Here is a 26023-nt window from a genome sequence, read left to right as displayed (position 1 = left end):
GGTCTCCGGGCTGAGCCGCACCGGCGCGGGGGACTCTGGGCGGGCGCGCGGCGAGGCATCATGGTGAGACTCGACCTTCCGAAACGGACAGACATGACGACTCTTCAGACGGTTTTCGCCAAGGCGAAGGCGGACAACCGGGCCGCGCTCGTCGGCTACCTGCCCGCGGGCTTCCCCACCAAGGGCGGCGACGTCGCCGCGGCAGCGGCCCTGGTCGAGGCCGGCTGCGACGTCATCGAGATCGGCCTGCCCTACTCCGACCCGCTCATGGACGGGCCGACCATCCAGGACGCGGTGCACCGGTCGCTGCTCAACGGCACCCGCATCGCCGACGTGCTCCGCACGGTCGAGGGCGTCGCCGCCACCGGCGCCGCCACGCTCGTCATGACCTACTGGAACCCGATCGACAAGTACGGCGCCGAGCGGTTCGCCCGCGACCTGGCCTCCGCCGGCGGCGTGGGCACGATCACGCCGGACCTGACGCCGGAGGAGTCCGAGCCGTGGCGGGCGGCGTCGGCGGCCTCGGGCATCGACACGGTGTTCCTGGTGGCGCCGAGCTCGACGGAGGAGCGGATCAAGGCCGTCGTCGACTGCTGCACCGGCTTCGTCTACGCGGCCTCGCTCATGGGCGTCACCGGCGCCAGGGAGACCGTCAACGTCGCGGCCGAGGGCCTGGTCCAGCGGACCCAGGCGCACACCGACCTGCCCGTGTGCGTGGGCCTGGGCGTGGGCACCGGCAAGCAGGCCGGCGAGGTGGCCGCCTACGCCGACGGCGTCATCGTGGGGTCGGCGTTCATCCGCCGCATCCTCGACGCGCCCGACGAGGCCGCGGGCCGGGCCTCCATCGCCACGCTCGCCAAGGACATGGCACAGGCCGTACGCCGCTGAGCCGGACGGGTGCCGGCCGGGCGCCGCTGAGCCGGGCGCCGCTGAGCCGGACGGGTGCGGGGCGTGTGCCGCTGATTCGAGCACGTGAAGCGCGGTTCCCCGGTGGGGGCCGCGCTTCGCCGTCTCTGTCAGGAAAGTAAGGATCTGGCGTGCGGGTCCATGGCGGGTGGTCCGGCGCGGGGTGATGATCGGGCTCCTGAGCGGTATGACGCAGGACCCGGGAGGACCCCCATGCGTCGAAGTCCCGTGCTCTTGGCAGCCCTCGCGCTCACGGCCGCGGCCATGGCCACCCCGGTGTCCGCCGACCCCGTACCGGCTCCCACGCCGACGTACGAGCTGCCGTCCCCTGAGCCGTCGCCGACCGGCGCGCCGCCGCCGAGCCCCACCGCGCAGGACATCGCGCCCGAGCCCGCCGAGGTGGCGCGGCCGATCACGATCTCGTCCCCGTCGCTCACCGTCGAGCTGGACCCGGCCTTCCCGCGCGTCCTGCGCTACACCGACCGGGCCGGCGGCGCCTCTCTGGGCGGGAGCACGGCCGTGCCGGCCGTGGTGCTCAACGGGCAGCCGTACGCGGCGAGCGTGGCGCTGAGCGGCGCCGACGGCGCGCGGGCGCGGTACCGGCTGACGTTCGGCGCCCTGCCGGGCGTGGTCCTGGCGGCGAGCGTCGGGGTGCGGGGGAGGGTGACGACGTTCCGGATCGACTCGGTGGCCGACACCGAGGCGTTCCGCGTGGGGACGATCGACCTGCCGGGGCACGACCTGGTGTCGGTGTCGAGCGCCCAGCCCGGCGCGGCCACCGCGTTCACCCGGCTGGATCCCAACGCCACGCGCACGGCCGACGTCTTCGCCCCCGTCACGGCGGGCACCGCGCCGGAGGCGGCGCCGGCCGGGGCGGCGTACGCCATCGTGAACACCGACCGGCTGGCCGCCGCCGTCGAGTCGAACTCCACCTACGACCGTCCCTCCGGCGTGACCGACAGGGACGCGGCCCGGCTCTGGCACCAGGCCAGGCGCGACGCCGGCGGCACGGTCACGGTGGCGGTGTGGAGCGGCCAGTGGACCCACCGCGCGGCCGGCTCGCCGTTCACCGAGGAGCCGCCCTGGGCCAAGGTGGTGGTCACCCCCGACGCCAACGGCGACGGGAGCCTCGACTGGCAGGACGGCGCCATCGCCTTCCGGAGCATCGGCGTCAAGGCGCTCGGCGCGGAGCGCACCAAGGACCGGGTCGTCACCCACATCCCGTTCAACTTCTCCAGCCAGGCCACGCACCCGTTCCTGCGCACGCTCGACGACGTCAAGCGCGTCTCGCTGGCCACCGACGGCCTGGGGCAGCTCGCGCTGCTCAAGGGCTACCAGTCGGAGGGGCACGACTCGGCGCACCCCGACTACGGCGGCAACCACAACCGCCGCGCCGGAGGGCTGACGGACCTGAACACCCTGCTCCGGGCCGGTAAGGGGTGGAACGCCACGTTCGGCGTGCACGTCAACGCCACCGAGGCCTATCCCGAGGCCAGGGCCTTCAGCGAGCAGCTCATCGGGGGCGGCAGAGGCTGGAACTGGCTCGACCAGGCGTACCTGATCGACCAGCGCGGCGACCTGACCCGCGGCACGCTGGCCGGGCGGCTCGCCCGGTTGCGCCGGGAGACCGACGGGAACCTCGGGGTGTTGTACGTGGACGTGTTCAGGCCCTACGGCTGGGTCGCCGACCGCACGCTGGCCGAGCTGCGCGCGCAGGGCTGGCAGGTGACCACGGAATGGTCCGACAAGCTGGAACGGTCGTCGTTGTGGGCGCACTGGGCCAACGACCTCAACTACGGAGGAGTCACCAACAAGGGGCTGAACTCGCAGATCATCCGCTTCATCCGCAACGACGAGAAGGACGTCTGGAACGCCCATCCGATCCTCGGCAACGCCAGGATCGTCGAGTTCGAGGGCTGGACGGCGGAGAACGACTTCACCGCGTTCCTCCGCAACGTCTGGGAGCACAACCTGCCGGTCAAGTTCCTGCAGCAGCAGAAGATCATGGATTGGGACGCCGACGAGATCGTCTTCGGCGGCGGCGTGCGCGGGACGTACCGGGACGGGCGGCGGGAGTTGTTCGCCGGGGGCAGGAAGGTCCTCGACGGGAGCGCGTACCTGCTGCCGTGGCAGGGCAGGCACTACCACTACAACGCCGCCGGAGGCGTCACCATCTGGGAGGCCGGGCGGGCGATGACCGTCTACGAGCTGACCGACCAGGGCCGCGTCCTCGTGGGCACGGTCACGCCGCGCGACGGGAAGATCACCTTGCGGGCCGAGGCGGGCGTGCCGTACGTGCTCCACCCCGGCAAGGCGCCCGCCCAGGGCGACCCGCGATGGGGGCAGGGCGCCGGCGTGCGCGATCCCGGCTTCAACGACGACCGGCTCGGGGGCTGGCGCGTCACCGGCCCGGTGAGCGCCGTGCGGGACGGCCTGGGCCGCCGGATGGCGCGGCTCGCGGGCGGCGCGCCGGCCCGGCTGGAACAGCGGCTGACGGGCCTTGCGCCCGGCCGGACGTACACCGCGTCGGCGTACGTCGAGGTCGAGCCGGGGCACACGCGCCGGACCACGCTGGAGGCGGGCGGCGCGTCGGTGACGCTCGACCGCTCCACGGCGCGGAACTACATCGCTTCCGACGACAAGCACGACACCTTCTTCCAGCGGGTCAGGGTCACCTTCGCCGCGCCGCCCGGCGGTGCCGTCACGCTGCGCGTCACGGCGGCCGGCGCCGACGGGGACGTGCGGGTGGACGACGTACGGCTGTTCGGGCGGGAGCCGGAGGGGGAGGTGGAGACGTTCGAGTCCGTCGAGCCGGGCTGGGGGCCGTTCGTGAAGGGGGACGCGGGCGGGTCCTTCGACGCGCGCACGCACCTGTCGGAGCGGCACGAGCCGTACACGCGGGCCGGGTGGGACGGCAAGACGGTCGATGACGTGCTGAGCGGCGACTGGTCGCTGAAGGTCCATGAGGAGCGGCAGGGGCTCGTCTACCGCACGCTGCCGTGGACCGCCCGCTTCGAGCCGGGGCACGCCTACGAGGTCTCCTTCCGCTACCAGAACGCGCTCGCGGACACCTACCAGTGGGTGACCGGCTACGACCAGGCCGCGGCCACGGTCGAGACCCGGCGCACGCCGATCCCGGAGCGGCGGGCCACGGCCGTGTTCAGCGAGCGGGTGGTGGCCGGCTGCGGCGACGTGTGGGTGGGGCTGCGTTCGCTCAGGGCCGAGCAGCCGGGAGCCGACTTCATCCTCGACGACTTCGCCGTCACCGACCTCGGGGTCACCTCCGAGGCGCAGGCGTGCGGGTCGCTGGACGTGGTGCCCGCCTCGCCGGCGTTCGAGCAGGGGGCGGCCAACGAGGTCGCCACGACGTTCACGAACCTGGAGGACGTGGCGGCCAGGGACGTGCTGGTGGAGCTGGCGGCGCCGGACGGATGGACGGTCGCCGGCGACGGGACCGCCGCCGCCGTCGAGCCCGGCCAGAAGCTGGTCACGACGTGGCGGGTGACCCCGCCGGCCGACGCGGCGTACGGCGTCTACGAGCTCCGCGCCGTCGCCGGCTACACCGCCGGCGGCGCGCGGCGGCTGACGGCGGCGGCGAGCGTGCGCACGCTGCCCGCGCCGCCGGTGGCCGACGTCTACGCCAGTGACCTGGAGTGGGTCAGCGCCGGCAACGGCTGGGGCCCCGTGGAGCGCGACCGGTCCAACGGCGACACCGGCCCCGCCGACGGCGGCCCGATCGTGGTCGGCGGGCGGACGTTCGCCAAGGGCCTCGGCACGCACGCGCCCGCCACAGTCCGCTTCCATCTGGGCGGCCGGTGCACGGCGTTCACCGCCGTCGTGGGCGTGGACGACTCGCAGGCGGCGCGGGGGTCGGTGCGGTTCAGCGTGGTGGCCGACGGCGTGGAGAAGGCGGGCAGCCCGGTGTTGCGGGCGGCGGACGCGGCGTACGAGCTGAGCGCCGACGTGTCCGGAGCCCGGTACGCGGACCTCGTCGCCGGCGACGGCGGAGACGGGAACGGCAACGACCACGCGGACTGGGGCGCGGCCCGGTTCACCTGCGGCTGATCGCGCACTTTTGTGACGGGTGGTGCTCCACGTCCTGCGGAAAAGTGCCTTAGCCGGCGCTTATCCGCAGCGTGGTCGGATGAGATCCCGGTACTGTGCGCAATTCCGGTGCAAAGACAGAGGAGATGACCCGTGGTCGCGTCGCAACAGTCACTAAGAGCGTCTGCGGCTATACCCTGGGTGACGACCGTCGCCCGGCTGATCCTGGGCGGGGTGCTGATCGCGGCCGGCGCGCTCAAGATCGGCAACCCGGCCGACTCCGTCGTGGCGGTCAAGGCATACCAGTTGCTGCCCGAATCGATCGCCGTCACGGTGGGCTACGCCCTGCCCATCCTGGAGATCGTGGTCGGCGTGCTGCTGGTCGTCGGTCTGCTGACCAGGGTGGCCGGAGTGATCGCCGCGCTGCTCATGTTCGCGTTCGTGTTCGGCATCGCCTGGGCCTGGGCGAACGGCCTGCGGATCGACTGCGGCTGCTTCGGCGGCGGCGGCCAGCTGGGGGTGGGGCAGGAGCCGGCCTACCTGCTCGACATCCTCCGCGACTTCGGCCTGGTGCTGCTCGGGGCGTGGACCGTGCGTTTCCCGCCGGGCCGTTTCGCCCTGGACGGGGCGCTCGGCCTGGCAAGGCGATAACCGTGACGAAGGGGAAGACGAATGATGAGCAAGGGCCAGCGTACGAAGACGGCGTCGAAGTCGGCTCGTGAGAAGATCAAGGAGCAGCAGGCCGAGGCCCGCGCCCGTGACCACCGCAAGCGGGTGGTCACCTATGTGACCGCGGGCGTGGTCGCGGTGGCCGCGGTGGGGCTCGGCTGGTGGTATGCGGCCAGCACGTCCCGCTCGGAGGAGGCCGCCGGCGCCCTCGCGCCGATCACGGTGCAGGCCGACGGCAGCACCGTGATGGCCCAGCCGGGCGTCACCAAGCCCGTCATCGACATCTACGAGGACTTCCAGTGCCCGGCCTGCAAGGAGGCCGAGCGGGTCAGCGGCCAGACGTTCAAGAACCTCGCCTCGGAGGGCAAGGCCAAGGTCGTCTACCACCCCATCACGATCTTCTCCCAGGAGCCGACCAAGTCCAACTCCGTGCGCGCCGCCAACGCCGCGCGCTGCGTCAAGGACGGCAAGCAGTGGCTGACCTTCCACAACCTGCTCTTCGACAACCAGCCTTCGGAGACCCAGGAGGGCTTCCCGCCGAGCCGGCTCGTGGAGTGGGGCAAGCAGGCCGGGGTGACCGACCCGGGCTTCGAGCAGTGCGTCACGTCGGGGAAGAACGTCGACGCGCATCTGGCGTACAGCAAGAAGATCAGCGACGAGCAGAAGCTCACGCACACGCCGACGGTGAAATTGAACGGCACAGAGATGGACAATGCGGTCATCTTCAGTCCGAAGGATCTTCGCGATGCGGTGACGAAGGCGGCTAAGTAGCCTCGCTTCCGCTACCCTCACCTGACATGCCCCTTGCCTCGATTCCCAGCCCTTCCCAAGGGGTCTGGTATCTCGGAATCATCCCGATCCGGGCTTATGCACTGTGCATCGTTCTCGGCGTCATCGTCGCGGTCTGGCTGAGCGAGCGCCGCTGGCGCGCCCGCGGCGGCCAGAGCGGAACGATCATCGATATCGCGGTCCCCGCGGTCATCTTCGGCTTGATCGGCGGCCGCCTCTACCACGTCATCACCGACTGGCAGACCTATTTCGGCAGCCGCGCGATCAAGGAGCCCTACCAGGCCCTGTTCATCTGGGAGGGCGGCCTCGGCATCTGGGGCGCGATCGCGCTCGGCGGCGTCGGCGTCTGGTGGGCCGCGCGCAAGCGCGGCCTGTCCATGAGCGCCGTCGCCGACACGGTCGCTCCCGGCATCGCCTTCGCCCAGGCCATCGGCCGCTGGGGCAACTGGTTCAACCAGGAGCTGTACGGTTCGCCGACCACGCTGCCGTGGGGTCTGGAGATCGACCTCGACCACGGGGGAGAGCCGGGGATCCTCTACCACCCGACCTTCCTGTACGAGTCGCTCTGGGACCTGGCGCTCGGCTTCGCCCTGATCTACGCCGGGCGGCGCTTCAACCTGCGGCACGGGCGGCTGTTCGCCCTCTACGTCGCCGGTTACACGCTGGCCCGCTTCTGGATCGAAGGGCTGCGCATCGACCCGGTGGGCGGGGTCGACCACGCGGTGGTCTTCCTCGGGCTGCGGATCAACCAGTGGACGTCGATCGTGCTGTTCCTGGGCGCGCTGGTCTACCTCTGGGCGACCAGGAACAAGGAGGGCGAGGAGATCGTCGTGTCGCCGTCGGTGGCGGATCCGGCGGATCCGGCGCACGAGACCGGGGAGACCTCCTCCGAAGAGACGCCCTCCGAAGCGGTCGCCGATGACGCGGCGGCCGGGCGCGGCGGTGATGACACGGCTCGTGTCGGCACGGCTCCCGACGGCGCTCCTGACGGGAGCCCTCAGGAGGACGCGCCCCGCGCGGCGGTTGTCCCTGGCACCACCGGCCGTTCGGAGGACGCATCCGGTGAGGCGGACGGTTCTGCCGGCCTCTCCGAGGCGGACGGTTCTGGCGTCTCCGAGTCGGACGATTCTTCGGTGGCCGCTGGTGTCACGGATGAGGCGGACGATTCCGCGCGCGCCGCTGGTGTCGCGGATGGTTCCGCGGACGTTTCCGGTGAGGCGGACGGTTCCAAGGACGCCTCTGGTGAGGCCGACCCTGGCGACGGCGGCCGGTCCACGGACGTCTCCGGCGAGGCCGGCGGCCGGGTTGGCGACGTTCCTGACGACTCCGGCTCCGGGGCCAAGGCGAAGAACGCACGATGACCGGTCGCGCGGAGATCCACCACCGCCATCGCGACGTCACCGGAGGCTGGTTGCGGCCCTCGGTGTTCGGCGCGATGGACGGTCTGGTGTCGAACTTCGCGCTCATCGCGGGTGTCGCGGGTGGCACCGGCAACACGAGGGTCATCGCTCTCGGCGGTGTCGCCGGGCTCGCCGCGGGAGCGCTGTCCATGGCGGGCGGCGAATACGTCTCGGTCGCCAGTCAGCGCGAGCTGGCCCAGGCCGAGATCGCCGTCGAGCGGCGTGAGCTGGCCCGCTATCCGGACGACGAGCAGGCGGAGCTGGCGCAGACGTTCGTGGACAAGGGTGTGACGCCCGACCTGGCCGCGCGCGTGGCCGCGCAGATCTCCCGCAACCCCGAACGGGCGCTGGAGGTCCACACCCGTAACGAGCTCGGTGTCACGCCCGGCGAGCTGCCGTCACCGCTGGTGGCGGCGGTGTCGTCGTTCCTGTCGTTCAGCGTGGGGGCGGTGCTGCCCCTGTTGCCCTACGTACTCGGAGTGAAGGTTCTGGCGGTCTCAGCGGTTGTGTCCTGTGTTGCGCTCTTCGCGGCCGGGGCTATCGTGTCGGCTGTGACGGCACGCAGTTGGTGGTATTCAGGGCTGCGCCAGCTCGTGGTCGGGGCGGTGGCGGCAGGGGTCACGTTCGGCGTCGGCAACCTGATCGGGGCGGCGGGCTTGTGATGGCCCGCAGACGAGCCGGCGGTTCCCACAGCGGTGGCCGCTCGGGCAGAGACCGGCCCCCGGAGGACTTCGACAGCACGGGACACTCCGGCGACGACCGGCCCGCCCCAGGCCCCGACGGCGCTGGAGACGTCAACGGCGGCTGGCCCCCGGCGGGTTCCAACGGTGCCGGTCAGGTCAGCGGCGGCTGGCAGGTCAGCGGCGGCTGGCCGTCGGCGGGTGCGGATGGCGGTGGTCAGGCCGGTGACGGCTGGTCCGCCGCGGGCGTTCGTGGTGCGGGTCAGGTCAGCGGCGGCCGGCCGTCAGCGGGTGCGCCAGGCAGTGGTCAGGGCACTGGTGGTTGGCCGGCGGGTGCTGATGGCACTAGGCAGGGCACTGGTGGTTGGCCGGCGGGTGCTGATGGCAGTGGTCAGGGCAGCGGTGGCCGGCCGTCGGCGGGTGGTGACGGCGGTGGACGCCGTGCACGTGATGGCGGGCGGCGCCGGTCGGCGGCGGCCGACGACGACGTATGGCAGTCGGTGGTGTCCGACGCGACCGGCCCTCGGGCGGCGGGTGGCGGACCTCGGTCCGCAGCCGACGGTGCGCCTCGGACCACGGCGGACGAAGACGGTTTCTGGGAGGGCCAGGCCGGATCGTGGGCGGCTGACGACGGATCCGGATCCTGGGCGGCCGCCGTGGGCGGAACCGGGCGCCGGGCGGCCTCGGAGGGGTCGCGGCGCGGGACGGCCGCAGACGGTGGTGGATCCCGGACGGCGGCGAGCGCGCAAGAGGGCGGTCGCGGCCGTGGTCGCAGGGCGGCGCGGGCGTCCGACGGTGGGCAGGTCAGCGGTGCCTGGCCCCCAGCTCAGGAAGCGGGTGCCTGGCCGTCGGCTCAGGAAGATGGCGCCTGGCCGCCGGGTCAGGACAGTGGCGGACGCGACGGGATGGCGGATGGCGGCGGCCATACGGCGGCGGAGGCCGACGATGGCGGGAGGTCCGCGGCGTCGTCCAGGAAGCGGCGTCGTCCCGAGCGATCCGACTGGCAGTTCCCGTTGCTCACCGACATGGGCGTCCCGCCCCGGCGGCAGCGGATGATCGTCATCATCGCCGTGGTCATCGGCGTGCTGCTGGGTGGCACCGGCATCGTGGTGGTCGCGCGTTCGATCGGCAACTACTCGCCCGATCAGCGGGCCAGCGCCGCCGTGGTCGGGCCTGACGTGACGCTGCCGCAGGTGTTCCAGGGCTGGAGCTCGCCGAAGTTGTTCGAACCCGTCACGGACCGGGCCAGGGACGGGCGTCCGCTCACCGAGAAGGAGGTGTTCGGCCAGAACGAACTGGCCGTCACCAAGAAACTCAAGCTCAAGCTCGTCGCCAAACAACTCGACACGGACTGCTCCGCGGCGCTGTGGGGCGCGACACTCCTCGAACAAATGTCCGAATTCGGCTGCACCCAGGTGGCGCGCGGGCTCTACGCCAGCTCCGACGGCCATTACGTCGGCCAGTACACGCTACTCAACCTCAAGGACGGCCAGTCGGCGAGCGGGCTGGTGGAGTCATTGAAAACGCTTTACCGAGGCGGATGGACGCGTCCCTTGTCCTCCTCCAAGGTCGCCTTCCCCACCGGCGGTCACTCGGAGGCGGGCGGCTACGCGCTCGGCCACTACGTCGGCCTGGTGTGGCTCGGCCGGGTGGACGGCACGGAGCCAGGTCCCAAGGACGACTTCGTCTCGTTGACGCTGGCGTTGCGCGGGGCGGAGAAGGCCGTCTACCGCCGCGTGGTCACGATCGCGGGTCAGTCGTCCTGATGCCGTCCACGCCCCGTTGTCCCGGCCACAGGACACGCCCCGCCGACATCCCACGTCGCCGCCAGGACGCCGTCTCGATCGCAGGAGTGGCCGCCTGATGTCACGCCGTGTCGTCATTCCCGCCGTGATCGCCACCCTGGTGGTGATCGTCGCCGTGGCCGGCTGGTTGTGGCTGCGTGGCGACGAGCCCCGTCCCGGCGGCTTCCACGCCGAGCCCACCTCCGCCTTCTACGCGGCCATCGACACCCGCCAGAACGACGCCACCCCGCTGACCCCGCAAGAGGTCTTCACCGCGGCCACGGAGAAGCTCGGCGCCATGCGACGGGAGTCGACGCGGCAGTTCACCGACTGCGACGAGGTGCTCTGGGGCACCACGGCCATGGGCTGCACGCAGGCGCTCCAGGCCACCTACAAGGGGTCCTCGATGGCGGGCCAGTTCGTCATCTTCAACCTGAACGACGGGCGTGCCGCTGACGCGCTGGTGGCGGCGCTGGGCCGGGACGGGTTCGTCCGGCAGGACGTTCCGTTCGACGCCGCCGGCAGCCGGGCACAGGCCCGGGCCATGGGGCACTACGTGACCGTGAGCTGGGCCGGTGGGCCCGCCCAGGACCTGGTCGCCGCCCTGGTCGCGCTGGACGGCCTCGGACGCGTGGTCCAGAGCCGCATCGTCAACGCCACGTAGTCGCCGGTAGCGGTGAAGCGCTGCCGTGTGCCGGAACCCGGAGGTCAGGAAGTCGTGGTCGTCAGGGCGGCGACGGTGGTGGCGACCGCGTCCTTGAGGCTGTCAAGGCGGTGGAGGGGGGCCTCCAAGGGGGTCAGGTCGTCCGACCACGGCGCGGCCTCGCGGATGAGGGTGCGGGCCTCGTTCTTGGTCAGGGCCGTCCCCTGGCCGCGCGCCACCGCGATGAGGGCCTCGCGCCATGTGTTGGCCAGCTTGGCATGGCCGTTGTCCAGGATTTTGCGCAGCACCGAGGCCGCCTCGTCCTCGGGCGGCGGGATGCGCACGGCGTCGAGGGCGCCGGGGCCGGTGCTCACCTTGTAGACGGCGGACAGGACGTCCGGCAGCGGGGGGAGGCCGGTGCCGAGCACGCGCACATGGCCGGCGCGGGTGGCCAGGAGCAGGCGCGGGAGGGCGGCCTCCAGGCCGGGCGGGAGGGCGGCGGCCACGTGGCCGGCCGCGGCCGCGTACGGCTTGGCCAGCCAGGTCGCCAGCCGTACCCGGGGCTGGGTGAGGTCCTTGGGCCAGTCGCCCACCAGCAGGTCGGCGTCGGCCGGCGGCGCCGGGAGGGCGATCTGGGCGCTTTCGACGGACTGCGGGCCCTGCGTGTAGATGGCGGTGGCCGACCGGCTCAGGCGGGACGTCACCGCCGGGCGGGTCTTGGAGGTGGGGCGCAGGATGTAGAGGTCGGCGGCGGAGCCGATGGCCTCTGCGCCGAAATAGCGGTTGAAGTCGGGATAGATGGCCTCATAGGCCAGGTTAAGGTCCGACAGGGACTGCTGGACCTTGAGGGCCAGCATGGGAGTGCGCTCGCTGGCGCCGTAGGCCAGCAGGACGCGGCCCTCGTCCTTCAGCCCCTCCACGGCGCGGGCCACGAACAGGCTCGTGCCCTCCGGCGTGTACGGCGGATCGGTGAGCGCCAGGTCGTGATCCCTGGCCGAGGCGGGCAGGCCGAGCCGCAGGTCGGCCCAGCGGGTGCGGACGCCGAGCTCCTGGGCGTCGATGTAGGCCAGGATGCGCTCGTCGACGTCGACCACCGTGACGTCGGTCTCCGGATGGACCAGCTTGACGGCCAGCGAGGTCAGATCGTGGTCGCCGACGCACAGCAGGCGGGCGCCGGGCAGCCAGAAGCGGGCCCCGAGGAGCAGCGCGCGCCGCAACACGGTCTCCGGGGTCGCGGAGACGTGGTCGAGGACGTGGCGGGCCCGCGGAGCGCGGGAGATGAGCGTGGTCAGGCGCTGCAGCACGTCGGCGTAGTGGGGGACGAGGTGCGCCACCGGGTCCTCCGGCGGCGGGGCCAGGGCGAGGAGATCCTGATAGCCGGGGGTGCGGGGGAGCGGCACCCGGAACGAGTCGTCGCCCGAGCGCTCCAGCGGCAGCTCGCGCAGCAGGGCCTCGATCGTGCGCCTGGAGGTGGCGCTCTGCCTGACGAGCGCCCCCAGGGTCCACCACTGGCCGTCGCACAGGAGGGCCAGTGCGTGTCTGAGCCGCCTGCTGTCGGCCCCTGCCTCGCTGAGCAGGCGCTCCACCCCGTCACGCTCCATGGGGCAACCCTATCGAGGGTGCGGAGGGGCTCTGCCGGAATCGCTCCCCGTGGCGCATTCCGCGGTTCCGGATCGGGAATTTGACCATGTGATCCGGGGTTTGGGATAGGGAGTTCGGATGTTGAGATTGTCGCAAATGTTCGCAATGCGGACGTGGCGGGCACCATTCCGGCAGGGTGCGGTAACCTCTACCCACGATATGCAGCAGGGCCAACGTCGTCCCCGCCTGTAGCGCAGTTCAGACAGACGATGACGACGGGAGGGATTCAATGCCTGCTGCCCACCTCGGATTCCCCGAGCCTCAGGGCCTCTACCACCCCGCCAACGAGCATGATGCCTGTGGTGTCGCCATGGTTGCCGACGTCGCGGGTCGCCGAGGGCACGGGATCGTGGAAAAGGCGCTGACGGCGCTGTGTAATCTTGATCATCGGGGGGCCAAGGGTAGCGAGCCGGACACTGGTGACGGCGCCGGTATCCTGACGCAGATTCCCGATGGGTTCTACCGCGCGAGCCTGCCGTTCGCGCTGCCCGAGGCCGGCGCGTACGCCGCCGGTATCGCCTTCCTGCCCGTCGACGAGCAGGCCAGGGCCATCGCCACGCGCCTGATCGAGGAGATCGCGGCCGAAGAGGGTCTCACCGTGCTCGGCTGGCGGGACGTGCCCGTCGACCGCGCTCTGCCCGGCCCCAGTGCCCGGGCCGTCATGCCGCACTTCGCCCAGCTCTTCGTGTCCGACCCCGAGGGGCGGCACGGGGTGGAGCTCGACCGGCTCGCCTTCTGCCTGCGCAAGCGGGCCGAGCACGAGGCCGACGTCTACTTCCCGTCGCTGTCGGCCAGGACGATCGTCTACAAGGGCATGCTCACGCCCGACCAGGTCGAGCCGTTCTTCCCCGACCTGAGCGACGAGCGTTACGAGACCGCGATCGCGCTGGTGCACTCGCGGTTCTCCACCAACACCTTCCCGAGCTGGCCGCTGGCCCACCCCTACCGTTACATCGCCCACAACGGCGAGATCAACACGGTCAAGGGCAACCGCAACTGGATGCGGGCTCGCGAGGCGATGCTGGCGTCCGCCCACATCCCGGGCGATATTTCGCGACTTTTCCCCATCTGTGACCCGGATGGCAGCGACACCGCCAGCTTCGACGAGGCCCTGGAGCTGCTGCACATCGGCGGCCGGAGCCTCCCGCACGCCGTCCTGATGATGATCCCGGAGGCGTGGGAGAACCACACCGAGATGGACCCCGCCCGGCGGGCGTTCTACGAGTTCCACTCCACGATGATGGAGGCATGGGACGGTCCCGCCTCGATCACGTTCACCGACGGCACCCTGGCCGGCGCCGTGCTCGACCGCAACGGCCTGCGCCCCGGACGCTTCTGGGTGACCGCCGACGGCCTGGTCGTACTGGCCTCCGAGGCCGGCGTGCTCGACTTCAAGCCCGAGGACGTGGTCAGGAAGGGCCGCCTGCAGCCGGGCCGCATGTTCCTCATCGACACCGCCCGCGGCAAGATCATCGAGGACGACGAGATCAAGGCCGAGCTCGCGGCCGCGCTCCCGTACGAAGACTGGCTGCACGCCGGCCTGGTCAGGTTCGAGGAGCTGCCCGCGCGCCAGCACGAGGTCCCCACCCACGAGGCGCTCGTCAAGCGTCAGCAGACCTTCGGCTACACCGAGGAAGAGCTGCGCATCCTCCTGTCGCCCATGGCGAAGGCCGGTGCCGAGCCGATCGGCTCCATGGGCACCGACACGCCCGTCGCCGTGCTGAGCGAGAAGCCGCGCTTGCTGTTCGACTACTTCACGCAGTTGTTCGCGCAGGTCACGAACCCGCCGCTGGACGCCATCCGTGAAGAGCTGGTCACCTCGCTGGCCAGCACCCTCGGGCCCGAGGGCAACCTCCTCGACCCGGGGCCGAGCTCCTGCCGTCAGCTCGTGCTGCCGTACCCGGTGATCGACAACGACGAGCTCGCCAAGATCATCCACATCAACGACGAGCACGACCTGCCCGGCTTCCACCCGTCCGTCATCAGCGGCCTGTACGACGTCGCCGGCGGCGGCGAGGCGATGCTGAGCCGGCTGGCCGAGATCAGGGCCGAGGCGTCGCAGGCGATCGCCGACGGCGCGCGCATCATCGTGCTGTCCGACCGCGGCTCGTCCGACGCGCTGGCCCCGATCCCGTCGCTGGTGCTCACCGGTGCGGTGCACCACCACCTGATCCAGGAGAAGACCCGCACCAAGATCGGCCTGGTCATCGAGACCGGCGAGGCCCGCGAGTGCCACCACATGGCGCTGCTGATCGGCTACGGCGCCGCCGCGATCAACCCGTACCTCGCCATCGAGACCATCGAGGACCTGGTCGACACCGGCGCGTTGCAGATGGACAAGCGCAAGGCCGTGCGCAACCTGATCAAGGCCTACGGCAAGGGCGTCATCAAGGTCATGTCCAAGATGGGCGTGTCCACGGTGGCCTCCTACACCGGCGCGCAGATCTTCGAGGCGCTCGGCCTGAGCCAGGAGGTCATCGACTCCTGCTTCATCGGCACCACCTCGCGCCTGGGCGGCGTCGGCTTCGACGTGCTGGCCTCCGAGGTCGAGCAGCGTCACCGCCACGCCTACCCGCGCGTGCCGAACGCCCACCGCGGGCTCCGGATCGGCGGCGAGTACCAGTGGCGGCGCGAGGGCGAGCCCCACCTGTTCAACCCCGACACCGTCTTCAAGCTGCAGCACGCCACCAGGACCCGCCGCTACGAGATCTTCAAGGAGTACACGAACCTCGTGGACTCCCAGGCGGAGCGGCTGATGACCCTGCGCGGCCTGTTCCGGCTGCGCGAGGGCGCCTCGATCCCGATCGAGGAGGTCGAGCCGGTCGAGAGCATCGTCAAGCGGTTCTCCACCGGCGCGATGTCCTACGGCTCCATCTCGATGGAGGCCCACGAGACGCTCGCCATCGCGATGAACCGGCTCGGCGGCAAGTCCAACACCGGCGAGGGCGGCGAGGACCCCGAGCGCCTGTACGACGCGAACCGCCGCAGCGCCATCAAGCAGGTGGCCTCCGGCCGGTTCGGCGTCACCAGCGAATACCTGGTGAACGCCGCCGACCTGCAGATCAAGATGGCCCAGGGCGCCAAGCCCGGTGAGGGCGGCCAGCTCCCCGGCCACAAGGTCTACCCGTGGATCGCCAAGACGCGGCACTCCACGCCCGGCGTCGGCCTCATCTCGCCGCCGCCGCACCACGACATCTACTCGATCGAGGACCTGGCGCAGCTCATCCACGACCTGAAGAACTCCAACCCGGAGGCCAGGGTCCACGTGAAGCTGGTCGCCGAGGTCGGCGTCGGGACGGTCGCGGCGGGCGTGTCCAAGGCCCACGCCGACGTGGTGCTCATCTCCGGGCACGACGGCGGCACCGGCGCCTCGCCGCTGACGTCGCTCAAGCACGCGGGCGCGCCGTGGGAGCTCGGCCTGGCCGAGACCCAGCAGACCCTCCTGCTCAACGACCTGCGCGACCGCATCGTCGTCCAGGTCGACGGCCAGCTCAAGACCGGCCGCGACGTCGTCATCGCGGCGCTGCTCGGCGCCGAGGAGTACGGCTTCGCCACCGCGCCCCTCGTCGTCAGCGGTTGCGTGATGATGCGGGTCTGCCACCTCGACACCTGCCCCGTGGGCGTCGCCACGCAGAACCCCGAGCTGCGCAAGCGCTTCTCCGGCAAGCCGGAGTTCGTGGTCAACTTCTTCGAGTTCATCGCGCAGGAGATCCGCGAATACCTGGCCGAGCTGGGCTTCCGCTCGCTCGACGAGGCGATCGGGCACGTCGAGATGCTCGACATGACGGCGGCCGAGAACCACTGGAAGGCCAGCGGCCTCGACCTGTCGCCGATCCTGCACCAGCCGGAGCTGCCCGCGGGCACCCCGCTGCGCAGGACCGTCGAACAGGATCACGGGCTGCAGCACGCGCTGGACAACACGCTGATCCAGCTGGCCGAGGGCGCGCTCGTCCAGGGCACCCCGGTCACGCTGGAGCTGCCGATCCGCAACGTCAACCGCACGGTCGGCACCATGCTCGGCTACCAGGTGACCAAGCGGCACGGCGGCAAGGGCCTGCCCGACAACACCATCGACATCTCCTTCACCGGCTCCGCGGGCAACTCGTTCGGCGCGTTCGTGCCGAGCGGGATCACGCTGCGGCTGACCGGCGACGCCAACGACTACCTCGGCAAGGGCCTGTCGGGCGGGCGGATCACGGTCCGGCCGCACGACGAGGCGCCGCTCGACGGCCACATCATCGCCGGCAACGTGACCCTGTACGGCGCCACGTCCGGCGAGGTGTTCGTCCGCGGCGTCGTCGGCGAGCGGTTCTGCGTGCGCAACTCCGGAGCCACGGCGGTCGTCGAGGGTGTGGGCGACCACGGCTGCGAGTACATGACGGGCGGCAAGGTCGTCGTGCTCGGCGCGACCGGGCGCAACTTCGCGGCCGGCATGTCGGGCGGCGTCGCGTACCTGCTCGACCTGGCGCCCGAGCGGGTCAACCGCGAGATGGTCGCCATCGAGGCGCTCACCGAGCAGGACGCCGACTTCCTCAAGGAGACGGTCGAGAAGCACTTCGCGGAGACCGGCTCGCCGGTCGCCAAGCAGTTGCTGGCCGACTGGGACGACGCGCTCGGCCGGTTCGGCAAGATCATGCCGACCGACTACAAGAGGGTGCTGGAGGCCGCCGAGGCCGCCCGCGCCGAAGGCAGGGACATCGACGAGGCGGTCATGGCCGCCGCGGTCAAGGGCTAGGGAGGCGTACCGATGGCTGACCCCAAGGGTTTTCTCACACACGACCGGGAGCTGCCCGCGCGCCGCCCCGTGGACGTCCGCATCAGCGACTGGCGCGAGGTCTACCAGGACTTCTCCCAGGAGAAGCTGACCAAGCAGGCGGCCCGCTGCATGGACTGCGGCATCCCGTTCTGCCACAACGGCTGCCCGCTGGGCAACCTCATCCCCGAGTGGAACGACCTCGTCTACCGCACCGACTGGCGCGAGGCGATCGAGCGGCTGCACGCCACGAACAACTTCCCGGAGTTCACCGGCAGGCTCTGCCCGGCTCCGTGCGAGGCGGCGTGCGTGCTCGGCATCAACTCCGACCCGGTGGCGATCAAGCGGGTCGAGGTCGAGATCATCGACCGGGCGTTCGCCGAGGGCTGGGTGACCCCCCAGCCTGCGGCGGTCAGGACCGGCAAGAAGGTCGCGGTCGTCGGCTCGGGCCCCGCGGGCCTGGCCGCCGCCCAGCAGCTCACCAGGGCCGGGCACGACGTGGTGGTGTTCGAGCGGGCCGACCGGATCGGTGGCCTGCTGCGTTACGGCATCCCCGAGTTCAAGATGGAGAAGCGGCACATCGAGCGCCGCCTTGAGCAGATGCGGGCCGAGGGCACCGAGTTCCGCACCAGCGTGAACGTCGGCGTCGACATCACCGCCGCCGAGCTGCGCGAGCAGTTCGACGCCGTGGTGCTGTCCGGCGGCGCCACGGCATGGCGCGACCTGCCGGTCGCCGGGCGCGAGCTCAAGGGCGTCTACCAGGCGATGGAATACCTCCCGCTGTCCAACAAGGTCCAGGAGGGCGACTACGACACCGCGCCCATCTCGGCCGCGGGCAAGCACGTGGTGGTGATCGGCGGCGGTGACACCGGCGCCGACTGCATCGGCACGGCGATCAGGCAGGGCGCCGCGTCCGTCACCCAGCTCGAGATCATGCCGCAGCCGCCCGCGGCCAGGCCCGGCAGCCAGCCGTGGCCGACGTTCCCCATCCTGTTCAAGATGGAGAGCGCGCACGAGGAGCTGTCCGAGGGCGGGGGAGAGCGGGTCTACGCGGTCTCCACCACCGAGTTCGCCGGCGACGCCGACGGCAACGTGCGCGCGCTGCGGCTGGTCCAGGTCGACGGGCCGCAGAACGGGTTCAAGCCGATCCCCGGCACCGAGCGGGAGATCCCGGCCGACCTGGTCACGCTCTCCATGGGCTTCCTCGGGCCGGAGAAGGGCGCGCTGCTGCAGGACCTGGCCGAAGGCGCCGGCGACGGCTTCTACGACGCCAGGGGCAACGTCTCGCGTGACAAGACGTACATGTCCAAGGTGGACGGTGTCTTCGTGGCCGGCGACATGGGCCGCGGGCAGTCGCTCATCGTGTGGGCCATCGCCGAGGGGCGGGCCGCCGCCTCGGGCGTGGACCGGTTCCTGACCGGGGAGACGGCGCTGCCGTACCCGATCCTGCCGACGGCGCGGCCGCTCGTCTGACGAGGACCGTTGTAAGGCCCGGCAAGGCGACGACGCCCTGCCGGGCCTTACGCATGCTGAACGTCAGGCGGCTTTTCCGCCTTCGCTCCTCGCGTACGGCCTTCGCCCGCGGCCCTTCAGCCCGGCCGTTGAGGAGTCCACTTCGCCCCGCATCGACCGAAATTTCGTGACTAAGTTGCATCACCTGGTTAGTGTCGGGAAGATGCAGAATCTGCGGGAAGTCGGTCGGTTGGGGGAAGAATGTGGCGAGTCGCCTGTGCTGTGACGGCGGTCGCCACCCTGGCCGCCCTTACGGCCTGCGCGCCCGCCTCACCTCGGGTTCCCGCCGCCGCCCGTCAGTCCCAGCAGGCCGAATACCTCGTCTTCTACGCCGAGGGACGGCAGCGCGAGGCCCTGGACGCCGTTGAGCGGGCCGGAGGCGCCACGGTGAGCAAGGACACCAAGCTCGGCTACCTGATGGCCTCCGGGAGCGGTGACGCCTTCGTGGAGGGGCTTGGGGCGAACCCGGCGATCGTGGGCGTGTCGCCCGACCGGCGCATCGGCTCCGCGACCCGCCCCGGCACACCGCCCCCCTCGTCCTCTCCGGCCACAGAGGGCTCGACCGCCACAGCCGGCTCGACCGCCACAGCCGGCTCGACCGCCACAGCCGGCTCGACCGCCACAGCCGGCTCGACCGCCGCGGTCGGTCGTACCGGCTCCGGCGCCGTGGCAGGTCGTACCGGCTTGAGCGCCGCGGCTCGCCGTACCGGATCGTCGGCCTTCCCCGACGCGGGGGCGTTCATCTCGCAAGGCGGCCGGGAGCCGCTCGCGGGCCGCCAGTGGGACATGCGCATGATCGGCGCCGACCGGGCGCACGCCAAGGCCCCCGGCAGCAAGCAGGTGCTGGTCGGCGTCATCGACACCGGCGTCGACGGCAAGCACCCCGACCTCGCCGCGAACTTCAACCGCGAGCTCAGCCGCAACTTCGTCACCGACAAGCCCAAGGACGAGAACGGCGAGAAGCTCGACGGCGCCTGCGAGGCCCGTGACTGCAAGGACCCCGTGGACGTGGACGACGACGGCCACGGCACCCACGTGGCCAGCACGATCGCCTCCCCGATCAACGGCATCGGCATCGCCGGCGTCGCGCCCGCCGTGCAGATCGTGAACCTGCGGGCCGGCCAGGACTCCGGGTTCTTCTTCCTCAAGCCCAGCCTCGACGCGCTCACCTACGCCGGCGACATCGGCGTGGACGTGGTGAACATGAGCTACTACGTCGACCCCTGGCTGTTCAACTGCAAGGACAACAAGTCCGACCGCAGGAAGGAGCAGCTCGAACAGCAGGCCATCATCGTCGGCATGCAGCGCGCCCTCGACTACGCCCGTAACAAGGGCGTCACCCTCGTCTCCGCCCTCGGCAACGGCTCCAGCGACCTGGGCAAGCCCACGGTCGACAGAGCCAGCCCCGGCTATCCCGAAGGCGACCAGAGGGTTCGCAAGGTCGACAACTCCTGCATCAACGTGCCCGCCGAGTCCAACGGCGTCGTCTCCGTCTCCGCGGTCGGCCCGTCGGGGCGCAAGTCCATCTACAGCGACTACGGCGTCGAGCAGACCGACCTGTCCGCCCCCGGCGGCGACGTGCTCGACGGCAAGGGCGTCAAGACCACCCGCTCGATCCTGGCCGCCGCCCCCGAGCACGTGCTGCGGGCCGCCGGCCGGATCGACGCCTCGGGCGAACCCAAGGGCGCGGACGTCGTCAAGGACTGCAAGAGCGGAGCCTGCTCCTACTACCAGTATCTCGACGGCACCTCCATGGCCGCCCCGCACGCCACAGGTGTCGCCGCCATCCTCATCAGCCGCTTCGGCAAACCCGGCCCCGCCGGCCTCACCCTCGCACCGGCCACCGTCGAGGACCTGCTCTACAAGACCGCCCGCCCGCTGGCCTGCCCTTCGCCGCGCTCGTACGAGTACAAGGCGTACGGTGGGAATGAGAAGCACGACTGTCAGGGCGAGCAGGCCCGCAACGGTTTCTTCGGCCACGGGCTCGTGGACGCCTGGAAGGCGGCTACCTTCGTACCATGATGTATCGCCTCGTCGCGGACGCAGCGATGGTGGTGCATTTCGCCTTTCTCGTCTACATGGCGGTGGGCGGGTTTCTCGCGTGGCGGTGGCGGCGTACTATCTGGACGCACCTCGCGGTCGCCGCCTGGGGAGTGCTCTCGGTCGTCACCGGCGCCGAGTGCCCGCTGACCCTCGCCGAAGACTGGGGGCGCCGCATGGCAGGTCTCCAAGGCCTGCCGGCCAGCGGATTCATCGACCACTACATCGAAGGCGTGATCTACCCGGAGGAGTACACGAACTTGGCGCGACTCGGGGTCGCCGTTCTCGTTCTGTTCTCCTACGTCGGGTACGTTCTCCGTCGTCAGTGACTGCCAAGTGGTCTGTACCAATTAAGGTAGGACTCGTGACTCGTCGCGCGAAAATCGTCTGCACTCTAGGCCCAGCCACATCGTCCAAGGAACGCCTCCGCGAGCTGATCGCCGCGGGCATGGACGTGGCACGGTTCAACCTCAGCCATGGCAATCATGAGTTGCACAGAGAGGTCTACGACCGGGTCAGGGAGGTGGCGGCCGACCTTGGCCGCGGTGTAGGCGTGCTCGCCGACCTGCAGGGCCCCAAGATCCGTGTCGGCACCTTCGAAGAAGGGCCCGTCCGGCTCGGCTTCGGTGACGTCTTCACCATCACCACCGAAGACGTGCCCGGGGACCGCGAGCAGGTCTCCACCACCTACAAGGGTCTGCCCAACGACGTCCGCCCCGGTGACACGATCCTGGTCGACGACGGCCGCCTCGTCCTTGAGGCCACCCGCGTCGACAGCGAGCGCATCGTCACCCGCGTCGTCATCGGCGGCATGATCTCCGACAACAAGGGCCTCAACCTGCCGGGCGTCAACGTCAGCGCGCCCGCGCTCACCGACAAGGACGAGGCCGACCTGCGCTGGGCGCTGCGCACCGGCTTCGACATGATCGCCCTCTCCTTCGTCCGCCGCCCGTCCGACGCCGACGTGGTGCGCAACATCATGGAGCAGGAGGCCGTCCGCCTGCCGCTGCTCGCCAAGATCGAGAAGCCGCAGGCCGTCGACCGCCTGCCCGAGATCATCGAGGCCTTCGACGGCATCATGGTCGCCCGCGGCGACCTGGGCGTCGAGCTGCCGCTGGAGCAGGTCCCGATCGTGCAGCGGCGCATCATCACGCTCTGCCGCGAGAAGGCCCGCCCGGTGATCGTCGCCACCCAGATGCTCGACTCGATGATGAACGCCCCGCGCCCCACCCGCGCCGAGGCCTCCGACGTGGCCTACGCGGTCATGGACGGCGCCGACGCGGTCATGTTGTCGGGCGAGACCTCGGTCGGCAACTACCCGATCGAGTCCGTGGCCACGATGGACCGCATCGCCTGCGCCGCCGAGAAGGCGTCCCTGCACGCCACCCACACGCTGGAGCGCATGCCGGAGACCACCGGCGGCGCCATCGCCCGGGCCGCGGCCGAGGTGGGCGCCATCGTGGGGGCCAAGGCGCTGATCGCGTTCACGATGTCGGGGGAGACGGCGCGCCGCCTGGCCCGCTACCGGTCGCCGATCCCGCTGCTGGCGTTCACGTCGGCTCCGCACGTGCGGGGGCAGCTCTCGCTGACGTGGGGGACGGAGACGTTCCACGTGCCGTTCGTGCATCACACCGATGACATGGTGCGGCAGGTGGAGGCGTCGCTGCTGTCGCTGGGCGTGCTGGAGAAGGGCGACAAGGTGGTCATCGTGGCCGGCTCGCCTCCCGGCACCCCGGGCTCCACCAACGCCCTCCGCGTGCACACCATAGGCTCCGCGGTGTCCCACGCGCAGTAGATCTTTTTCAGCTTTTACGGCTCCGCCCGGCAGGCTCCATCCGCCGACCGGGGCCGATGGCCTTCCAGGGGGACGCTTACCCGCCTCACCGGCGCGCCGCCGTCACGGCGCGTCGATGACCGAGTCCGTGGAGCCTCCCGGGCGCCGCACACCGGGCCGCCTCCAGCCGGCCCCTCCCTGCCACGGTCGCCCCTGGCAGTTCTCGGTCGATCTTGAGGTGTCAGCCCGGTGACGGGTGTTCCCTGGTGGCCCGCCCGTGTCAGTTGGCGTGCAGGGCGGCGTTGAGCTCGATGCCGCCGCCCTTGCGCGGGACCGCCTCCACGGCGCCCGACTGCGAGTTCCGGCGCAGCAGAATGCCGTCCGCGCCCGACAACTCGGCGGCCTTGACCACCTTCCCGTCCGGAAGGGCGACCTTCGTGCCCGCCGTCACGTACAGGCCCGCCTCCACCACGCAGTCGTCGCCCAGCGAGATGCCGACGCCCGCGTTCGCGCCCAGCAGGCAGCGCTCGCCGATCGAGATGACCTGCTTGCCGCCGCCGGACAGCGTGCCCATGATCGAGGCGCCGCCGCCCACGTCGGAGCCGTCGCCGACCACCACGCCGGCCGACACCCGGCCCTCGACCATCGAGGCGCCCAGGGTGCCGGCGTTGAAGTTCACGAAGCCCTCGTGCATGACCGTGGTGCCGTCGGCCAGGTGGGCGCCGAGGCGTACCCGGTCGGCGTCGGCGATCCGCACGCCCGCGGGCAGCACGTAGTCCACCATCCTGGGGAACTTGTCCACCCCGTACACCGTCACCGCGCCCCTGGCCCGCAGCCGCAACCGCGTGCGTTCGAAGCCGGGCACCGGGCACGGGCCGAAGTTGGTCCACACCACGTTGGCGAGCAGGCCGAAAACGCCGTCCAGATTGGCGCCGTGCGGCTTGATCAGGCGGGCGGAGATCAGGTGCAGCCGCAGGTAGACGTCGTGGGCGTCCACGGGCGGCTCGGAGAGCTTGGCGATGCCGGTGCGCACCGCCACCACCCGCACGCCCCGCGCGGCGTCGGGCCCCGTCAGCTCGGCCAGCTCACCGGCCTCGGCACCGGAGAGCTGCTCGGTGCCGGTGGCGGGCGCGTCGCCCAGCTCGGGGTCGGGGAACCAGGTGTCGAGTACGGTGCCGTCGTCGGCGATGGTCGCGAGCCCGACGCCGAACGCGCCGGTAGAGGTGGGATCGATAGCAGTCACACGCCCAAAAATACCGTTTCGAAGCCCGGCCCGACGCCTCAGGCCCGACGCCTCAGGCCCGACGCCTCAGGCGTGGCGCCCCCAGGCGTGGCGCCCCCAAGCGTGGCGCGCCAAGGTGTGGCGCCCCAAGGCGCGGAGGCCGAGGCTCGGGCCCGGGTCAGGGTGCCGAGGTCAGGCCAGGGCGCCGAGGTCGGCCGAGAGCCAGTGCTCGGGTCGCATCCGGAACGTCACGAGCACGCGTAGATCCGAGCCGTGCACGTATCCCGACACCGCGTCGGGCGGCAGATAGCGCGCGGAGATGCGGGTCAGGTCGTCCAGCGTCGTGGGATACGAGCGGACCACCGGGCCCTCCACCGACACGTACCGGTAGGTCGGGCTGATCCGCTGCACCAGCATCGAGAACCGGCCCGCCTTGGCGATCAGCTTCGCCTTGAGCGAGTCGCCGTCGGTCAGGAAGCGGATCTCGCCGCCCGGATCGTAGTCGTACCAGACGGGCACGCTCAGCGGCGCCCGTCCATCACCGGCCTCCACGGCCAGGCTCGCGATGTGCGTCTCCGCCAGGAACGCCTCCCGCGCCGCCACGCTCAACGGCATCCGCGCCACCCCCGTCTTCGCCGGCCCTGTGACGCCTATTCCCTGTGGGAGCGTTCCCGAAAGCTCGGCGTTGTGTCGGTTCGCGACCGATCGGCAGCATAGGGTGAGATATGCCGAAGCTTTCGTTCGGGTTAGGAGCTGGGCGAGCAGGTGAGACGTTCCGCGCCCGTCGTCGCCGCCGTACGGACGTTCGCCGGTGACCGCGGCTGTTCCGGCCCGGCGCCGCCGGCGTGAGGGCACGGTGACGACAGGGTGGGGGCAGGGTCAGGCGGGCTGCCACAACTCGATCCGGTTGCCCTCGGGATCGGTGACCCAGCCGAATCGGCCGACATCCTCCATGTCCTGCGTCTCGGCGGCCACGTCCGCTCCCTTGGCACGCAGTTGCGCGAGCATCGCGTCAAGGTCGCGGACCCGGAAGTTGATCATATTCTGCTGGGTGCGGGACCCGAAGTAGTCGATCTCGGAGTCAACCGCCGCGAACACCGTCGGCCCGGCTTCCTGACGCCACAAGCCGTTCTCATCGGCGTCCAAGCCCAGGCAATCGCGATACCACGCGCCCAGGGCCACCGGGTCGGTGGCTCGCATGAAGTATCCACCGATTCCAAGCACACGTTCCATGCCGCCATCTTGCCAGGACGATGATCGGGCGTGACGCGGCTCCGCCGCCGGCGATGCCGAGGGCCCCGGTCTACGGTCGCGCGAGGATGCACGGACCCAGAGTGACGATCGTCACTGACAGTTTCCGCTCCACCATGGGTGCCGGAAGCGGGATTCGAACCCGCACGCCCTTTCGAGCAGACGCTTTTGAGGCGTCCATGTCTGCCATTCCATCATTCCGGCCGAAATTTCCGGACTTGTCCGGATCTGCTGCGCAGCCTACCGCTGAAGTTGATCAACTGCAGGGCGCCAGCGTGGATCTAATCTACCGGACGTCTGTACTCTTCTGCTCGTGAGTACGCAGCGGCGAGTAGTGATCGCGGAAGACGAGGCCTTGATCCGCCTTGACCTCAAGGAGATGCTCCAGGAGGACGGCTACATCGTCGTCGGCGAGGCCGGTGACGGCGAGCAGGCGATCCGGCTGGCCGCCGAACACAGGCCCGATCTTGTCATCCTGGACGTGAAGATGCCCGTGCTCGACGGCATCTCCGCGGCCGAGCGGATCGTGGCCGAGCGGATCGCCCCGTGCCTGATCCTGACCGCCTTCTCCCAGCGCGACCTGGTGGAGCGGGCCAGGGACGCGGGGGCGATGGCCTACCTGGTCAAGCCGTTCACGAAGGCGGATCTGGTGCCGGCGATCGAGATGGCGGTCAGCAGGCACGAGGAGATGGTGGCGCTGGCCGCCGAGGTGTCGAGCCTGTCGGAGCGGCTGGAGACCAGGAAGCTGGTGGAGCGCGCCAAGGGGCGGCTCATGACGCAGCACGGCTGGAGCGAGCCGCAGGCGTTCCGGTGGATCCAGAAAGCGTCGATGGACCGGCGGCTGAGCATGCGTGAGGTTGCTCAGATCGTTATAGACGACGCGGCCGACCGGGGCTGAAAGCGGCACATATCAGG

General features: G+C 70.9%; 18 protein-coding genes and 1 tRNA gene. 14 read left to right on the top strand and 5 right to left on the bottom strand.

Translation table 11 applies throughout. The features are described from left to right. Nucleotides 1–93 precede the first annotated feature (93 nt). The 8 genes from trpA to ACWD0F_RS07510 all read left to right on the top strand — a co-directional run bounded on the left by trpA (nucleotide 94) and on the right by ACWD0F_RS07510 (nucleotide 10936). Nucleotides 94–888, top strand: a complete 795-nt coding sequence (gene trpA / locus ACWD0F_RS07545; protein ID WP_449873100.1) for a tryptophan synthase subunit alpha — start codon at nucleotides 94–96, stop codon at nucleotides 886–888. 231 nt (nucleotides 889–1119) lie between these two features. Further along, nucleotides 1120–4971, top strand: coding sequence for an endo-alpha-N-acetylgalactosaminidase family protein (locus tag ACWD0F_RS07540; protein ID WP_449873099.1), 3852 nt, complete (start codon nucleotides 1120–1122; stop codon nucleotides 4969–4971). A 180-nt stretch (nucleotides 4972–5151) separates the two neighbouring features. Beyond that, nucleotides 5152–5601: a MauE/DoxX family redox-associated membrane protein gene (locus ACWD0F_RS07535; protein WP_449873098.1), complete on the top strand. Its 450-nt coding sequence runs from the start codon at nucleotides 5152–5154 to the stop codon at nucleotides 5599–5601. Between the two features lie 21 nt (nucleotides 5602–5622). After that, nucleotides 5623–6390, top strand: coding sequence for a DsbA family protein (locus ACWD0F_RS07530; RefSeq protein ID WP_449873097.1), 768 nt, complete (start codon nucleotides 5623–5625; stop codon nucleotides 6388–6390). A 26-nt stretch (nucleotides 6391–6416) separates the two neighbouring features. Beyond that, nucleotides 6417–7769, top strand: a complete 1353-nt coding sequence (lgt, locus tag ACWD0F_RS07525) for a prolipoprotein diacylglyceryl transferase (RefSeq protein ID WP_449873096.1) — start codon at nucleotides 6417–6419, stop codon at nucleotides 7767–7769. Further along, nucleotides 7766–8470: a VIT1/CCC1 transporter family protein gene (locus ACWD0F_RS07520; protein WP_449873095.1), complete on the top strand. Its 705-nt coding sequence runs from the start codon at nucleotides 7766–7768 to the stop codon at nucleotides 8468–8470. Before lgt ends, ACWD0F_RS07520 begins: the two co-directional genes overlap by 4 nt. A gap of 923 nt (nucleotides 8471–9393) precedes the next feature. Beyond that, nucleotides 9394–10254: a hypothetical protein gene (locus ACWD0F_RS07515; protein WP_449873094.1), complete on the top strand. Its 861-nt coding sequence runs from the start codon at nucleotides 9394–9396 to the stop codon at nucleotides 10252–10254. A gap of 97 nt (nucleotides 10255–10351) precedes the next feature. After that, nucleotides 10352–10936, top strand: a complete 585-nt coding sequence (locus ACWD0F_RS07510) for a hypothetical protein (protein WP_449873093.1) — start codon at nucleotides 10352–10354, stop codon at nucleotides 10934–10936. Between the two features lie 44 nt (nucleotides 10937–10980). Here the strand turns inward: ACWD0F_RS07510 and ACWD0F_RS07505 are convergent, their stop codons facing one another. Beyond that, nucleotides 10981–12516, bottom strand: coding sequence for a bis-aminopropyl spermidine synthase family protein (locus ACWD0F_RS07505; protein ID WP_449873092.1), 1536 nt, complete (start codon nucleotides 12514–12516; stop codon nucleotides 10981–10983). A gap of 269 nt (nucleotides 12517–12785) precedes the next feature. Here ACWD0F_RS07505 and gltB point away from each other — a divergent pair, with 269 nt between their 5' ends. From gltB to pyk, 5 genes are all read left to right on the top strand, one after another. After that, the gene (gltB, locus tag ACWD0F_RS07500) at nucleotides 12786–17291 is read left to right on the top strand and encodes a glutamate synthase large subunit (RefSeq protein WP_449873091.1); all 4506 of its coding nucleotides are present in this window, start codon (nucleotides 12786–12788) and stop codon (nucleotides 17289–17291) included. Between the two features lie 12 nt (nucleotides 17292–17303). After that, nucleotides 17304–18782 (top strand): glutamate synthase subunit beta, encoded by a 1479-nt coding sequence (locus ACWD0F_RS07495; protein ID WP_449873090.1) that lies wholly within the window; start codon nucleotides 17304–17306, stop codon nucleotides 18780–18782. A 261-nt stretch (nucleotides 18783–19043) separates the two neighbouring features. Further along, on the top strand, nucleotides 19044–20843 hold the full coding sequence (locus tag ACWD0F_RS07490; RefSeq protein ID WP_449873089.1) for a S8 family peptidase: 1800 nt from the start codon (nucleotides 19044–19046) through the stop codon (nucleotides 20841–20843). After that, on the top strand, nucleotides 20840–21190 hold the full coding sequence (locus ACWD0F_RS07485; RefSeq protein WP_449873088.1) for a DUF2784 domain-containing protein: 351 nt from the start codon (nucleotides 20840–20842) through the stop codon (nucleotides 21188–21190). The genes ACWD0F_RS07490 and ACWD0F_RS07485 overlap by 4 nt, the downstream gene beginning before the upstream one ends. A gap of 35 nt (nucleotides 21191–21225) precedes the next feature. Continuing rightward, complete coding sequence (gene pyk, locus ACWD0F_RS07480) at nucleotides 21226–22656, top strand: pyruvate kinase (protein ID WP_449873087.1); 1431 nt, start codon at nucleotides 21226–21228, stop codon at nucleotides 22654–22656. A gap of 259 nt (nucleotides 22657–22915) precedes the next feature. Here the strand turns inward: pyk and dapD are convergent, their stop codons facing one another. The 4 genes from dapD to ACWD0F_RS07460 all read right to left on the bottom strand — a co-directional run bounded on the left by dapD (nucleotide 22916) and on the right by ACWD0F_RS07460 (nucleotide 25312). Further along, nucleotides 22916–23878, bottom strand: a complete 963-nt coding sequence (gene dapD, locus ACWD0F_RS07475; protein ID WP_449873086.1) for a 2,3,4,5-tetrahydropyridine-2,6-dicarboxylate N-succinyltransferase — start codon at nucleotides 23876–23878, stop codon at nucleotides 22916–22918. A gap of 171 nt (nucleotides 23879–24049) precedes the next feature. Continuing rightward, nucleotides 24050–24472 (bottom strand): pyridoxamine 5'-phosphate oxidase family protein, encoded by a 423-nt coding sequence (locus ACWD0F_RS07470; RefSeq protein WP_449873085.1) that lies wholly within the window; start codon nucleotides 24470–24472, stop codon nucleotides 24050–24052. 264 nt (nucleotides 24473–24736) lie between these two features. Further along, a complete protein-coding gene (locus tag ACWD0F_RS07465) occupies nucleotides 24737–25057 on the bottom strand; it encodes a VOC family protein (protein ID WP_449873084.1) in 321 nt (106 codons plus the stop codon). Between the two features lie 172 nt (nucleotides 25058–25229). Next, a tRNA-Leu gene (locus ACWD0F_RS07460) sits at nucleotides 25230–25312 on the bottom strand. A 109-nt stretch (nucleotides 25313–25421) separates the two neighbouring features. On the opposite strand from ACWD0F_RS07460, the gene ACWD0F_RS07455 reads away from it, so the two are divergent. Continuing rightward, the gene (locus ACWD0F_RS07455) at nucleotides 25422–26006 is read left to right on the top strand and encodes an ANTAR domain-containing response regulator (protein ID WP_449873083.1); all 585 of its coding nucleotides are present in this window, start codon (nucleotides 25422–25424) and stop codon (nucleotides 26004–26006) included. The last annotated feature ends 17 nt before the right edge of the window (nucleotides 26007–26023 follow it).

The organism is Nonomuraea sp. NPDC002799 (genome assembly GCF_053592075.1).
The sequence above is the reverse complement of the archived record's forward strand: the minus strand, read 5'-3'. Positions and strand labels throughout refer to the sequence as shown.

Bases quoted from the DNA above. Each gene is read 5' to 3' on its own strand.
- ACWD0F_RS07515 (WP_449873094.1), top strand. From the start codon at position 9,394: ATGGCGGATGGCGGCGGCCATACGGCGGCGGAGGCCGACGATGGCGGG.
- ACWD0F_RS07470 (WP_449873085.1), bottom strand. From the start codon at position 24,472: ATGCCGTTGAGCGTGGCGGCGCGGGAGGCGTTCCTGGCGGAGACGCAC.
- ACWD0F_RS07505 (WP_449873092.1), bottom strand. From the start codon at position 12,516: ATGGAGCGTGACGGGGTGGAGCGCCTGCTCAGCGAGGCAGGGGCCGAC.
- ACWD0F_RS07530 (WP_449873097.1), top strand. From the start codon at position 5,623: ATGATGAGCAAGGGCCAGCGTACGAAGACGGCGTCGAAGTCGGCTCGT.
- ACWD0F_RS07510 (WP_449873093.1), top strand. From the start codon at position 10,352: ATGTCACGCCGTGTCGTCATTCCCGCCGTGATCGCCACCCTGGTGGTG.
- gltB (WP_449873091.1), top strand. From the start codon at position 12,786: ATGCCTGCTGCCCACCTCGGATTCCCCGAGCCTCAGGGCCTCTACCAC.
- ACWD0F_RS07465 (WP_449873084.1), bottom strand. From the start codon at position 25,057: ATGCGAGCCACCGACCCGGTGGCCCTGGGCGCGTGGTATCGCGATTGC.
- ACWD0F_RS07520 (WP_449873095.1), top strand. From the start codon at position 7,766: ATGACCGGTCGCGCGGAGATCCACCACCGCCATCGCGACGTCACCGGA.
- ACWD0F_RS07495 (WP_449873090.1), top strand. From the start codon at position 17,304: ATGGCTGACCCCAAGGGTTTTCTCACACACGACCGGGAGCTGCCCGCG.
- lgt (WP_449873096.1), top strand. From the start codon at position 6,417: ATGCCCCTTGCCTCGATTCCCAGCCCTTCCCAAGGGGTCTGGTATCTC.
- trpA (WP_449873100.1), top strand. From the start codon at position 94: ATGACGACTCTTCAGACGGTTTTCGCCAAGGCGAAGGCGGACAACCGG.
- ACWD0F_RS07485 (WP_449873088.1), top strand. From the start codon at position 20,840: ATGATGTATCGCCTCGTCGCGGACGCAGCGATGGTGGTGCATTTCGCC.
- ACWD0F_RS07540 (WP_449873099.1), top strand. From the start codon at position 1,120: ATGCGTCGAAGTCCCGTGCTCTTGGCAGCCCTCGCGCTCACGGCCGCG.